At 57.9% G+C, this 13,000-nt stretch carries 10 protein-coding genes and 2 pseudogenes; 4 read left to right on the top strand and 8 right to left on the bottom strand.

What is annotated here, in order from left to right:
• Positions 1-134: 134 nt before the first annotated feature.
• The 4 genes and pseudogenes from IB279_RS32665 to ahcY all read left to right on the top strand — a co-directional run.
• Positions 135-1,305 (top strand): annotated as a pseudogene (locus IB279_RS32665) (OB-fold nucleic acid binding domain-containing protein); the annotation flags it as partial.
• A pseudogene (locus IB279_RS32660) lies at positions 1,209-1,670 on the top strand (LysR family transcriptional regulator); the annotation flags it as partial. The pseudogenes IB279_RS32665 and IB279_RS32660, both read left to right, overlap by 97 nt.
• 201 nt (positions 1,671-1,871) lie before the next feature.
• A complete protein-coding gene (locus IB279_RS32655; RefSeq protein WP_127890847.1) occupies positions 1,872-2,642 on the top strand; it encodes a hypothetical protein in 771 nt (256 codons plus the stop codon).
• A 369-nt stretch (positions 2,643-3,011) separates the two neighbouring features.
• Positions 3,012-4,391, top strand: coding sequence for an adenosylhomocysteinase (gene ahcY, locus IB279_RS32650; protein ID WP_127890846.1), 1,380 nt, complete (start codon positions 3,012-3,014; stop codon positions 4,389-4,391).
• A 1,020-nt stretch (positions 4,392-5,411) separates the two neighbouring features.
• Here the strand turns inward: ahcY and IB279_RS32645 are convergent.
• From IB279_RS32645 to IB279_RS32610, 8 genes are all read right to left on the bottom strand, one after another.
• On the bottom strand, positions 5,412-6,350 hold the full coding sequence (locus IB279_RS32645; protein WP_060585484.1) for a LysR family transcriptional regulator: 939 nt from the start codon (positions 6,348-6,350) through the stop codon (positions 5,412-5,414).
• A 201-nt stretch (positions 6,351-6,551) separates the two neighbouring features.
• Positions 6,552-7,217, bottom strand: coding sequence for an RraA family protein (locus IB279_RS32640; RefSeq protein WP_060585486.1), 666 nt, complete (start codon positions 7,215-7,217; stop codon positions 6,552-6,554).
• Positions 7,218-7,231: 14 nt separating this feature from the next.
• Positions 7,232-8,053 carry a carbon-nitrogen hydrolase family protein gene (locus IB279_RS32635; RefSeq protein ID WP_113188551.1) on the bottom strand — a complete coding sequence of 274 codons (822 nt, stop codon included), beginning with the start codon at positions 8,051-8,053 and terminating at the stop codon, positions 7,232-7,234.
• Positions 8,054-8,087: 34 nt separating this feature from the next.
• Positions 8,088-8,822 (bottom strand): aldolase/citrate lyase family protein, encoded by a 735-nt coding sequence (locus tag IB279_RS32630; RefSeq protein WP_113188550.1) that lies wholly within the window; start codon positions 8,820-8,822, stop codon positions 8,088-8,090.
• A 24-nt stretch (positions 8,823-8,846) separates the two neighbouring features.
• Positions 8,847-9,641, bottom strand: a complete 795-nt coding sequence (locus IB279_RS32625) for an ABC transporter permease (protein ID WP_060585491.1) — start codon at positions 9,639-9,641, stop codon at positions 8,847-8,849.
• A 17-nt stretch (positions 9,642-9,658) separates the two neighbouring features.
• Positions 9,659-10,546 carry an ABC transporter permease gene (locus IB279_RS32620; RefSeq protein ID WP_060585493.1) on the bottom strand — a complete coding sequence of 296 codons (888 nt, stop codon included), beginning with the start codon at positions 10,544-10,546 and terminating at the stop codon, positions 9,659-9,661.
• A gap of 3 nt (positions 10,547-10,549) precedes the next feature.
• Complete coding sequence (locus IB279_RS32615; protein WP_375292969.1) at positions 10,550-11,566, bottom strand: ABC transporter ATP-binding protein; 1,017 nt, start codon at positions 11,564-11,566, stop codon at positions 10,550-10,552.
• Between the two features lie 263 nt (positions 11,567-11,829).
• Entirely contained in the window at positions 11,830-12,897 is a 1,068-nt protein-coding gene (locus IB279_RS32610; RefSeq protein ID WP_113188552.1) for an extracellular solute-binding protein, read from the bottom strand.
• Positions 12,898-13,000 lie beyond the last annotated feature (103 nt).

Genomic DNA, 13,000 nt, shown 5'->3' with positions numbered 1-13,000 from the left:
CCCCTTCGGGCCACTATGTTGAAGCTCCTGCGGCGGCCCTTTTTCCGCCCGTCGCGTGACGCGAATTCCCGCTTTCCCGCTGAGGCGGCGCTTTGTTGAAAGCTCCGATACGCTTCATTCTTGACGGACCGATCAAGCATACCGGCGGTGTGTCGAAGTTCGGTGAGAAGCTTGTCCGGGGCATGGTCGCAAACGGCTACGAGCCGGACTTTGCGATTAAGACCTTCAAGCAGCTCGAAGGCTTCGGCAGCTACGGCTTTCCTGAAAGCCATGCGGCGTCCTTCGCGCTGATCGCCTACGCCTCCTCGTGGCTCAAATGCTGGCACCCGGACGTCTTCTGCGCGGCGCTTCTGAACGCGCAGCCGTTGGGTTTTTACGCCCCGGCCCAGATCGTGCGGGATGCGCGCGATCATCGGGTCGAGGTTCGGCCAGTTTGTGTGAACGCCAGCCGCTGGGATTGCACGCTTGAGGCAACAGCGGATGAAAGTCGCTTTGCCGTCCGTCTTGGTACGGGCAGGGGTTTCGGCAGCCTCGCTCGTCCAGCTTGCCGAGGCCGATGCGTTTCAGCCTTCGCTCGGGCTTGCTCGGCGCGAGGCACTTTGGGCGATCAAGGCATTGCGCGACGAGCCGCTGGCGCTCTTTGCCGCGGCATCTGCCCGGGAAAGTCGGACCGTCGCCGAACTCGATGAGCCATCAGTGGCGCTAAGGCCGATGACTGCGGGCGGCGAAGTGGTTGAGGACTATGGGCATGTCGGGCTGACGCTGCGCGACCATCCGCTCTCGTTCCTGCGCGCGGATCTGACGAAGCGCCGTATCGTCACCTGCCGGGAGGCGATGCGGACGCGTGATGGCAGATGGTTGGAGGCGGCCGGCGTGGTGCTTGTCCGACAGCGGCCGGGCTCGGCCAAAGGCGTGATGTTCATCACCATCGAGGACGAAACGGGCATAGCCAATCTGGTTGTCTGGGCCAAGACCTTCGAAAACTATCGCCGCGCGGTCCTCGGCGCCAGCATGCTCTGCGTTTATGGCCGGATTCAGCGCGAAGGCGAGGTTGTACACCTCGTTGCCCATCGCCTTACCGACCTGTCAGGTGAACTTGCAAGTGTCGGCGAGCGGGATACCAGTTTTCCACTTCCGCATGGCAGGGGGGACGAGCGTATTCCGTCGTGCGCGCAGACCTTTGCCTCATCGAACAACGGAGCGACGCCATGGAACTGCGCCAACTCTCGTTTTTCGTCGCGGTGGCCGAGGAGCTGCATTTCAACCGTGCGGCCGCGCGGATGTGCATCGCCCAGCCAGCGCTGAGCTCGCATATCCAGGCGTTGGAGAAGGAACTCGGGGTCCGGCTGCTGGAACGGTCGACGCGCCGGGTCGAACTGACGCGGGCAGGGGAGGTGTTCTACGATCGGGCTGTGCGCATCATTGGCGACGTCGGGCTATCGGCCGAGGTGGCGCGCTCGGTTGCCGGCAAGGCGGCGCGGACGATCAAGATCGGAACCGTCTATCCCGCGACGACCGGCGTGCTGCCGGCGTTCCTGTCTCGCATTGGCCGGAAGTTCCCGGATGTCGCGCTGCACGTGACGAGTGGCTCGACCTCAGACATCATCCGCGGACTTGAGAATGGCCAGATCAACCTCGGCTTCATCCGTCCGGTCGAAAACATCGGCTCGTCGCTATGCTGAACCACCTACGACGACCCACTTAACCGGTCAAGACGCGCGCGAATGGGCTCTGGTCACGTGCCGTGGCCGGCGCCAGGTACGCTCATAAAGTAGGATCTAGCCAGCCGACGAAGTCGCTATTGACCGAAAAGATCGTCTTCTGGCTAAATATAAGATAGTCGACACATACTAAAACGCCGGGGGGGATCTATGAAAGAAGGATCATGCGGAACTCTCTTGGTTGATCCTCCCAAGTTGGCCAGGTGGTTGAACGACGAGGAGCGAATAAACTCGATCATGATGCTGGACGTGGAGGGAATGAGATCCGGTGACCAAGTCTCCCTTCTACTCAATGTGGCCTTCAAAAGCATCACCGTTAGGAGACGAGTTCTTCGACGGGCAGATTTCCACATCGCGACAGCCGGTGCGGAAGTTTCGTTCTCATCCCCTCATTGCGAAATAGTGGACTACACACCTCCCACGAACTTGGATGTTTCCTATCAACGTGGAGTGGGGATGACGGCAAAACAGTTCGCTGGAACGGAAAGCGGTCTGAGCCTCGAGCCTTCGAATGTAAAGCTCAGCTCAACAGCAAAGTCCGAGTCCTCTCTTGAAACATTGGCGAACGGACAATGCTCTTTCATAGCGGTAGAGAATCAACTCTCGGCCATATTTACGGTCTCGAATGTCACTTGGAGACTGGATCCACTGAAGGGGCCGAAAGCTGTGCGGGATTTCCAACAGGGAAATCTCTGGCTGAAATGTTCACTTTTGCCGGGAGACACTGAATGGATCGCCCGCGTCAGTCTTCGTCCCTCGGAAATCTTGGTATTTGGGCCGGATCAGATAGTGCCGCTCGATCCGGTAAAGGCACTGTGGATACTAATGACGATGTGGACGCAAAGGGCGTACGTGAGAAATCGGGATGGGGAAAAATTCACCCTCACGGAACGCCGAGCTTCTCACGGCGTAGGAGCTTAGGCAATGGCCGAGACCCAAGACGAGAACGCTGTCATTGTTGACGATGACTTGTACGAGCAGCTTCTCGAAATCTCCGAAAGCAAAGACATAGAGGCTTTGATCAGAGCCTCTGGTGTTTCACCAGACCAATTTTCAACATTTCTGTCTGCTTTCGGGATCGAAGCAGATCAAGCCGCCTCCCGCATATTCGATTTGTTAGATCAAGGGAAAGCAGCCGTTTCGCCTGCGAGGGAACCTAAACGCGCCCCGCGGCAGAGCGCGGGTTCTGTAGGGCTGTCCACTGGTCAGAGAAGTGGTGCATCCGGAGGAAGAGTCGGCGCCGTTGTTGGCAGTGGTGGCGGTGGAACGGCCGTCGCCGTCGCAGAGTTTGTGGTCGCCGATCTTTTGTTGGCGGACTTCGGATTTAAGGAAATTGCGATCGCCGAAACGGAAATGCCGGGCCTGATGGCCTGCCGCGAAGAGTTCGGCGCTTCCAAGCCCCTGAAGGGCGCGCGCATCTCTGGCTCGCTGCACATGACCATTCAGACCGCCGTCCTCATCGAAACGCTGGTTGCTCTCGGCGCCGATGTGCGTTGGGCGTCCTGCAATATTTTCTCGACACAGGACCATGCCGCAGCGGCAATCGCCGCAATCGGCGTTCCGGTCTTCGCCGTCAAGGGTGAGACGCTCGAAGAATACTGGACCTACACGGACAAGATCTTCCAGTGGGCCGACGGTGGCGTTTCCAACATGATCCTCGACGATGGTGGCGACGCCACCATGTACATCCTACTCGGCGCCCGCGCCGAAGCCGGCGAGGACGTGCTCTCCAACCCGGGCTCCGAGGAAGAAGAAATCCTCGTCGCGCAGATCAAGAAGCGCCTTGCCGCTTCGCCGGGCTGGTTCACCAAGCAGCGCGACGCGATCAAGGGCGTGACCGAGGAAACTACCACCGGCGTCAACCGACTGTACCAGCTCCAGGCCAAGGGCCTGCTGCCCTTCCCCGCGATCAACGTCAACGACAGCGTCACCAAGTCGAAGTTCGACAACAGATATGGCCCTAAGGAGTCACTGGTCGACGGCATCCGCCGCGGCACTGACGTGATGATGGCCGGCAAGGTTGCCGTCGTCTGCGGCTATGGCGACGTTGGCAAGGGTTCGGTTGCTTCACTCGCCGGCGCCGGCGCTCGCGTCAAGGTTACCGAAATCGACCCGATCTGCGCGCTGCAGGCCGCCATGGACGGCTTCGAAGTCGTCCAGCTCGAAGACGTCGTCTCCTCGGCCGACATCTTTATCACGGCAACTGGGAATAAGGATGTTATCCGCATCGAGCATATGCGCGAGATGAAGGACATGGCGATTGTCGGCAACATCGGCCAATTCGACGATGAGATCCAGGTCTCGGCTCTGCGTAACCTGAAGTGGACGAACATCAAACCGCAGGTCGACATGATCGAGTTCCCGACGGGCAACCGCATCATCCTGCTTTCGGAAGGCCGCCTCTTGAACCTCGGCAACGCCACCGGTCACCCGTCCTTCGTGATGTCGGCTTCGTTCTCCAACCATGTGATGGCACAGATCGAGCTCTTCACCAAGGGCGCGAGCTACAACAACGAAGTCTACGTGCTACCCAAGCAGCTCGACGAAAAGGTCGCCCGCCTGCATCTGGGCAAACTGGGGGGCACTCTGATGACTTTGTCGGAGGAACAAGCGCGATACTTGGGTGTCGATCCGAACGGCCCTCTGAAACCAGACTGGTACAGATATTAGCCTTTCATGGGCGTTATCTGCCCGCTTATGCATTTGCATTCGCCCGCGAGGTCCCGGTTTTTCAAGAAGTCTCGGGCGATGACTGGGCACCGACGCTCAACGTGAATCTCATTGGTTATGTCAGCATGGCGTGGGATGAGGTATCGCCCCAGTTGGGGCGGTTCCTCCGTGTCGCACCCAGACTCGGCTAACGTTTGCCTAGTCTCGTTCGCCCGGCGGCACGAATTGAGAGAGATGAGTCAGAGGAAAGTCCGATAAGTCCAGCGCCAATTGCCGCTTCGAGGGTCTGGCTGTATTCACTTCCCGCGAGACCATGCTTTTTGGAGTGGTTTTCAGCAGCGCCGCGTGAGACGGATGGCGACACGCCATATCGAACACTGTGGAAGGCGCCCAGGATAATAAGAAGTTTTTCGTCCAAGCTCTTCATTGTCTACCTTCAATCTATCTTTGTGATGGAGGCGGCAATGACGACCACTAGAGGATGGCATTGGACTCACCTGCGGTCACCCGCGTGCTGCGGTTCCTTGGCTGTGGGGAATGGTTAGTAGCGCTTATCGCGCGTTGGTAAGGCGCTTTTCTTTCGACGGGATCGCTCCATCGGCACCCTGCTTGTCAGGTTGGATGAAACCATGCCCTCGTTGGATGCATTTAAATGTGCCGGTGGCCGTGACGGTTCCTTTCAAAGCAAAATTGAAGCCCCGGTCCTAGACATGGGTTCTGACCGCGATTTTGAAAGGAAGGTTCGTTAGAGCGCGATGCCAATCGCGCAACAATCAAAGCTAGCGAGCAAACTCGAGAGATCGTTCTACCTGTGTCTTCGCCTAAGCGTCAATCGGTAGTTTGAGAGCGGTCTGCTCGGAAAAGTGTGAGGCTGCGATATGACGGAACGTATTGGTGCTCGAGAAGTTCATTCGCTTCCATCGGTGCAGCAAAATGCACTTCCTTGACACTGCTGGGTGCCCCCGTTGTACCGCGGAGTTTGCTCGTGGCGAGGTGCGGTCGCCTCAAATGATATTCGGCTCAGTAGTTATCAACTTGCTTCAGCACGCTCGATGCGAGGGCGTCGCTGTAAAGCGCGCAAAAATCATTGGCAACATCGCATGCGATCGATGCCACGAGAGAAGATAGGCGCGAAGAAGGATTTCGCATAAACAGCGCAAAGTAGTTTGTCGGCGGAAAAGCAGGTGAGACTTTCAAGACCCTCAAGGTACCTGATCTAAGTTCATTCTGAATTACGATTGGGGGCAGAACAGCGATGCCAATCCCTGCGGTTACCATATTAATCGTGGTGGATAGTGAGTTTGAATAGTGAATAATGCTGTCTTCTATTAGATGGCCCGACAAATACTTGAATAGTCTTCCATGGTTGTAGGTACCGGTCTCGTAGGAAATTATTGGATGCATGGAGAGGTCACTAATTGCCATGGGACCCTCGTCGCATTCAAACCCGCCGTTTGCGACCCAAAACATTCCGAAGGAGCAAAGGTCTTTGACGAAATACTTATCCACGTCTCCGGTCGGGAAGCCCAATACGACGTCTAAGGCCCGCTGCTCCAGTTTGCTGGCAATCGCCTGCGAGGAATCCGTCGTGACAGAAACACGGACGCGCGGATAGCGCACCCGAAGCGTCTCAATGACACCGGGAAGGATTGTCAAAGCGATGCTCGGCAGAATACCGATCCGCACTGTGCCCTCTATGGTCTCGGCAGGGACGACGTCGCTGACGAGACGGTTGTAGCGATCAATGATGTCTCGAGCTCCAGAAACGAAGGTTTGCCCTTCGCTTGTCAGGCGCACGTCGCGGGTATCGCGTTCAAAGAGACGAATTCCGAGTTCCTGCTCAATGGCGGAAATACGATTGGAGATGGCAGCCGGGGTAATGTTCATGCGGTCGGCCGTAACACGGAAGCTCCGCAGCTCCGAAAGCCAAACGACGGTTTCCAGGAAACGAATATTCATTGCATGACAGCGCCCCACCCGTTTTACGGTATGCCCAGCATCATGAACGTAGAAATTGTCACAACGCGTTGAATTTACACAGAATAAGCGTAGCCTTCCGAGGCTTCAATGGGAAGAAACATTCGAGGAGGCATGCGTTGCGCATGCTGATTGATAAACCGACACCCGAGCAACTTCTGGGGCGTCGGTTTACCGATGTCATCACGAAAGTTTTGCCAGAACCTTGGTGCTTGCCCCTGTCATTTCGCCGAGTTTCTGTTGCTTGTCGCGAACGCTGGCCTCGCGCTTCTTGCCGGTTTCCTGCCGCCGCAACGCCTCTTCCGACACAGCACGCACCTCGTCACGCGGGATGACCAGAACGCCGCTTTCGTCGGCTAGGATTGCATCGCCGGGCATCACGACTGCGCCACCGCAGCTAACGGGAATGTTCAATCCACCGCCGAGATCGTAGAGACGAGTGGTAATCGGCGAAAGGCCGCGCGACCACATCGGAAAATCCGAGTCCTGGATTTCAGCCAGGTCCGTGCATGGTCCGTCGACAATACCGGCCACGGCGCCCGCAGCCTTTGCGGCAACCGTAACGCCGCCGCCCCAGCAGGCGTATTTGTCGTCGCCGAGCCTATCGACGACGAGAATGTCCCCTGGCCGCAACAACCCCGTTGCGTGGTGCAGTAGCGTGGAGTCCGGGCCGGCGATGGCAAGCGTAACCGCGGTCCCGACGACACGTTTGCCGGGCAGGAGCGGCTGGATTGCGCGGTCCATAAAGCCCATTAGCCGCCAATGACCAACGGTTGCAGTTTCGACGCCGCTTAGGAGGTCAAGATCGGCTTGTGCGATCTGCTCCGGCATTTTCTCGATGACGTACATGGCAACCCTCCTTCCTACGCGCAGGCCAGGCGGCGGTGCTGGGTCATCGGAATGAGATTGCGCACCCGGCTGATCTCTTTCGTGTCGATGCGGGCGGTGACGAAGCCGACGGGGTCCGAAGCGCGCGCGATCGTGTGCCCCCATGGATCGCAGACAAGCGAATGCCCGTAGCAGGCACGCTTTTCACCATTGACCGTGACGCTGCCGGTTTGGCCGCAGGCGACGAAGTAGGTTTGCGTTTCGATGGCGCGGGCGCGCGCAAGGACTTCCCAGTGATCCTTGCCGGTCTGGAGCGTAAACGCTGCAGGCAGTACGATAACGTCGCAGCCAGCCTTTTCGAGTTGCAGGAACAGTTCGAAGAAGCGGATGTCGTAGCAGATCGCGCATCCTACTTTGAGGCCGTCCAGATCGTATGTGACGATGTCTTCGCCCGGCTTGACGGTTGCCGATTCCTTATAGGCTGTGCCGTCCGGCGCAACGATATCGAACATGTGGATTTTTCTGTAGGCCGCCACTTCCTTGCCCTGGCGGTTGAACACGAAGCTGGTGTTGTAGATGCGGTTCTCGCCCTCGACCTTTTCCATGATGGTGCCGGCATGCACGAACACGTTGTTTTCCCGGGCAAAGTCTTGCGCCATCCTGTAAGCAGCGCCCCCTGCTGGTTCTGCCAGTGCGAGCTTTTGTTCGGTGGTCGTGCCATAGACCTCGAAATATTCCGGCAACACGATCAGGTCGGGCTGATCGACCCTCATTGCCTCGACCATCAGATCACGGGTAATCTTGAGATTGACGTCGCGGTTGTCCTGGGGGTTGGTCTGTATCATGCTGATTTTCATGGTCTTCCTCCAATAAGGGCTCTCGTCACCCGCGTCAGGCGACGATTTTTTCGTGCTTGAGTGCATTGATTGTTGACATGATGCCGGCGCGCAGCGTCATCGTTTGCGTCGCGACGACGAGCATTTCGGCGCCATGCTCCAGAGCGAATATGCGTTCTGCCGGCGTCCAGGCGGGCATCACCCAACTCTTGCCCGCTTCACGGGCGGCCCGTGCGATGCGGGCAAGGTCGCTGCGGTCGTCATCGTTGAATGCATAGGCGCCACGGCCGCGGGCAAGGGCCAGGTCCGATGGGCCGGGGAATAGGCCATCGACCGTGTCGAGCGCGATGATTTTCTCGACATCCGCAAGGCTTTCGGCGGTTTCGATCATCGCATAGCACTTTGTGCGTCTGTTCTCTCGGTCGAAGGCGTCGCTCGACGGGCGGGCGTAACCGAAGACCCGACCGCCGGCGTAAGAGCGGATACCGAGCAACGGATACTTCGCGGCCTTGGATACTTCGCGGGCATGATCGACGCCCAGAATATGCGGCAGGATCACCCCGTCGGAGCCGAAATCAAGCGCCTGTTGGATGGCTTCGGTCGTTGGGGCGGTAACCTTGGTAAGGGCCGGAATTCCAAGCGATTTGCTGAAGGCCAGGAACTGGTCGAGCGTACCGAGATCGAAAGTTCCGTGCTCGAGTTCGATGACGAGCTGCTTGACGCCGCAAGCCTTCGCGATTTCGAGAAAGCCGAAATGCGGCTGGGACATCCAGAGCGCGATGTTGTCCATGTCAGATAGTCTCCGATGCAGAAGTTAGCTTTTGCCGATCGTCTTTGAGAGGCCGAGCGTGCGTTCGATGAGAAAAATGATGAGGAGCGTGGCGGCGACGAGAACGACCGACACAGCGGCGGTCATCGGGTCAGTCTGGCTTTCGACATAGTCAAAGATTTCGACGGGCAGAGTGCGCATCCGCGGTCCGGTAATGAACAGCGAGATCACCACCTCATCGAAGGAGAGGAGGAAGGAGAGTGCTGCGCTGGCGACGAAGCCGGGCATCATCAGGGGCAGGGTGATACGTCGGAACACCGTGAAGGGAGATGCACCAAGCATGGTCGCCGCCTCTTCGACGGATGGCGGCAGGGTCGAGAAAGCCGTCAGCATGATGCGGATCACATAGGGTGTGGTGACGATCAGGTGGGCGATGACGAGCCCTGTATAGGTGCCAAGCAGGCGGGCCTGAACGAAGACGAGCAGGATCGCAAGTCCGAGCACTATTGAAGGCAGAAGAAGCGGTGCAGTGAAAATGTTCAGGACGAGGTCGCGGCCGATGAACTGATAGCGACGGATCGCAAATGCGGCCGGAACGCCGGCGATGAGGCCGAGGATTGTCACCGTGGTCGCGACCCCGAGGCTGACCCAGAGTGCGTCGATGAGGCCGCGATGGCTAAACATCGCCGCATACCACCGCAGTCCCCAGCTCTGCGGCGGAAAGGTCAGAAAACTGTCATTGCTGAACGACAGGGGCAAGACGATGAGGATCGGTGCCAGCAAGAACAGATAGAGGCATGCCACAAGGGCTTTGAACGGAAAGGTCAGTCTGCCAATCATGATCAGTGTCCTTTCTCTCAATCGAAGCGCTTGACGACGCGGGAATAGAGCGCGAGCGCCAGCCCGAAGATAATCAGCACGATTACGGAAGTTGCCGCTGCGGAAGGCCACTCCAATTGGATGACGGCCTGGTCGAAAATCTCGGTTGCAAGCAGGAAGACACGTCCGCCGCCGAGCAGCTTCGGAGTGATAAAGGAACTGATGGCAAGCACGAAACAAAGCAGGCAACCAAGCGCGACACCGGGCATGGTGAGCGGCACGATGATGCGTCGAAAACGGGTCCAACTATTGGCACCAAGCGAGGCCGCAGCTTCCTCAAGCGCCACGTCGAGGCGTCCAAAGCCGGATATCAGCGAAAGCGCCATATACGGAATGAGCACCTCGACCATGCCGATGTAGACGCCGAGCGAATTGTTCACGAGCCGAATTGGTGTCTGGATGATGCCAGTCGACATGAGAACGCCGTTGACCACACCTTGATCACCGAGAAGCACCATCCAGCCGTAGGTGCGAACGACACTGCTGACGAGCAACGGCGAGACGGTGATGACGAAAAGGAGGTTGCGCCATTTCGGCGAGACACGGTGCAGGAACAGCGCGATCGGGTAGGCGCAGAAGAGGGTCGCCAACGTGACCACAAACCCGAGCAGGAGCGAGTTGGCAATCAGTTCGAAGCTGAACTTGTCGGTAAAAAAGTCGATGTAGTTCGCCAGCGTATAGTTTTCGGTGAGCACGCCTCCGCTGCGGCTTTCGATGAATGAGATCATTGCCAGGCGTGCAACCGGCAAGATGAAGGCAACCAGATTGATTGCAGCCATTGGGACAAGTAGGAGGATCAAGACAAATGGGAATTTGCCGATCCGCGGATAGGGCGAGGGGGGCGCCGTTGCAGTAATCGCTACCATGGTTCAGCCTCCGAAAACCTGCATATCCTGTGGCATCCATTCACAGAGAAGTTTCTCGCCCGTTTGGAAGCTGTGGCCGGCGCTGCGCGTATGGACTTCCGTTGTCAGGATGCTTCCGCCAATATCGATGTCGTATTGCACGACATCGCCGACATAGGTCACACGGACGACCTTGCCGTGGGTCGAATTGGTCGCGATGCTGACAAGGCTGCGATCCCTGCTCGGGGTCAAGTTGACGCGATGCGGACGGATGGCCGCCTTTGCCTTGCCCTGCACCAAGCCTTTGGTGTCACATAAAAATGTAGCGCCGCAGATGCTTACCCGATCCGCTGCTTCGATCTCGCAGTCCATCACGTTAGTGCGGCCGACAAATTCGGCGACGAACAGATTGGCAGGGCGCTCGTAGATATCTTCGGGCGAGCCGAGTTGGGCAAGTTTGCCGCGATTCATAACGCCGACGAGGTCGCACATGGTCAGGGCCTCGACCTGGTCGTGTGTCACAAAGACGGTCGTGATCTGCAGCCGCTGCTGAATTTCACGGATCTCGATCCGCATATCGTCGCGCAGCTTGGCATCGAGGTTGGACAAGGGTTCATCGAGAAGAAGAATGCGCGGACGGATTACGAGCGCGCGCGCCAATGCCACGCGCTGCTGCTGGCCACCCGACATTTCCTTCGGCTTGCGGCTGCCATAACCGGGCAGCCTTACCATTTCCAACGCCTCTTCAACGCGGCCCCTGGCTTCAGAGCGGGACACACCCCGCATATCAAGGCCAAAGGCTATGTTTTCGGCGACAGTCATGTGCGGGAAGAGCGCATAGTTCTGGAAGACCAGGCCGATGTCGCGCTTGTGCGGTGGCCTGTGGGAAATGTCGTCGCCATCGATCAGGATATTGCCTTTGGTGATGTCCAAAAGGCCGGCGATCATCCTCAGCGTCGTTGTCTTGCCGCAGCCGGAAGGTCCGAGCAGCCCAAGGAGCTTCCCTTTCGGGAGATCGATGTCGAGATCGTCGACTGCCATGTAGTCGACGCCATAGCGTTTGGTCACACCCTTAAGCTTCAGGAAGGCCGGATCACCCGTGGCAGCGGCGGGCACGGCCGCGGCCTGCGCATTCTGGCGCAGCTGTTGAATCTGCATATCATCACCGTCAGGATTTGAGGTCGTCGTGTGACGCAAAGTCGGGATTGCCGCCATCGCAGGTGCTCTGCGGCGTGCCGATGCGTCGTTTGTTGGTGTGGTGGAGGCCTCTGCGACCCGCGTGCGTTCGCAGAGCCGCTCCGCGACTATCGCCCAGCCGGAATAATCTGGCGCCGCCATGGTTGGAGGATGCTCTCGCGCATGTCGCCGATGCTCATCCAGTCGACGTTGATCAACTTTGCGCGTTGCGCCGGGTCCATGAGAGGAATGCGCTTCCTTGTCGCTTCATCGACCTCGGCCTTGGTGTTGGTCGGGGCATAGAACATCGCCCTGGCAAAAGCGGTCTGGGCCTCGGGGCTCAGTGCATAGTTGATGAAGGTTTCTGTTGCCTCCTGCTCGGAAGCATTCTTGATTGCGCTGATAACGTTGATCTGAGAGGCCGTGCCCTCGACTGGACCGACGGACTGCAGTCTGCCTTCTGTGTGATCAAAGAAGAACTGCGACCTTGCATTGTAACCGATCGAGACCGTGGCAGTACCGTTGCCAACGAGCGTATATGCGTCTGGTTTCGGCTCCCAGGTCTGCACCCTTGGTGCAAGTTCAACCAGTTTGTCCACGCCGGGCTCGATTGTCTTCTTGTAATCGTCCTCGCCGGCAAGACGGTTTGCAATGATCGTTAGAAGGATTGCCTGGATGTCGCCGCCGCCCTGTGCCGGCAGAACAATCTTGCCGTCCTGCTTTTGGTCCCAAAGTGCCTCCCAGCTCGTGGGCGGATTGGGAAATGCGTCACGGTTATAAATCAGGGAGAGCGTATCATATGTGACGGGGACCGCCGCCCCACCAAGGTCCTTGCCGATTTCGGAGATGTCGGCGTAATTCGGGATCTTGTCGGTGTTGAGATCCGCGACGAGGCTCTCTTCCTGGGCGATCTTCGCCACCGAAAGATCATAGATGACGGCATTGACCTGCGGAGCGTCCCGCTGTGCACGCATGTTTCCGAGCGAGGTAGCTGCGTTCTGAACGCCGAAGTAGGTCACTTTTATGTCGGGGTGCCCCTTCATGAAGGGCTCGATGACACTCTTGACGTAATTTTCTTCAAATGGGCCGCGGTAGCCCATAACGGTAATATCGCTGGCATTGGCTGCATAACCTCCCGCCGTCATCGTAACCGCGAAAAGCGCCATCGAAAGAGTACACTTGGAGATCTGGTTCATTGATGTTCCCCTTTTTGCCTTGTGGCCTTGCTTGTTGAGGGAACGATATGAAAGGGCGCGAACGCGGTCCAACGACTAAATCTTACCGACCAATTAGAATTCC

The organism is Ensifer sp. ENS06, assembly GCF_014852205.1.
Taxonomy (GTDB): Bacteria; Pseudomonadota; Alphaproteobacteria; order Rhizobiales; family Rhizobiaceae; genus Ensifer; species Ensifer adhaerens.
Note: the sequence above shows the minus strand (reverse complement) of the source record. Positions and strands in the feature narration are given on the sequence as shown.

What these genes read in the sequence shown, in the direction of transcription:
- IB279_RS32635 (WP_113188551.1), bottom strand. Translation starts at nt 8,053, where the DNA reads ATGAAAATCAGCATGATACAGACCAACCCCCAGGACAACCGCGACGTC.
- IB279_RS32640 (WP_060585486.1), bottom strand. Translation starts at nt 7,217, where the DNA reads ATGTACGTCATCGAGAAAATGCCGGAGCAGATCGCACAAGCCGATCTT.
- IB279_RS32630 (WP_113188550.1), bottom strand. Translation starts at nt 8,822, where the DNA reads ATGGACAACATCGCGCTCTGGATGTCCCAGCCGCATTTCGGCTTTCTC.
- IB279_RS32610 (WP_113188552.1), bottom strand. Translation starts at nt 12,897, where the DNA reads ATGAACCAGATCTCCAAGTGTACTCTTTCGATGGCGCTTTTCGCGGTT.
- IB279_RS32655 (WP_127890847.1), top strand. Translation starts at nt 1,872, where the DNA reads ATGAAAGAAGGATCATGCGGAACTCTCTTGGTTGATCCTCCCAAGTTG.
- IB279_RS32625 (WP_060585491.1), bottom strand. Translation starts at nt 9,641, where the DNA reads ATGATTGGCAGACTGACCTTTCCGTTCAAAGCCCTTGTGGCATGCCTC.
- IB279_RS32645 (WP_060585484.1), bottom strand. Translation starts at nt 6,350, where the DNA reads ATGAATATTCGTTTCCTGGAAACCGTCGTTTGGCTTTCGGAGCTGCGG.
- IB279_RS32615 (WP_375292969.1), bottom strand. Translation starts at nt 11,566, where the DNA reads ATGGCAGTCGACGATCTCGACATCGATCTCCCGAAAGGGAAGCTCCTT.
- IB279_RS32620 (WP_060585493.1), bottom strand. Translation starts at nt 10,546, where the DNA reads ATGGTAGCGATTACTGCAACGGCGCCCCCCTCGCCCTATCCGCGGATC.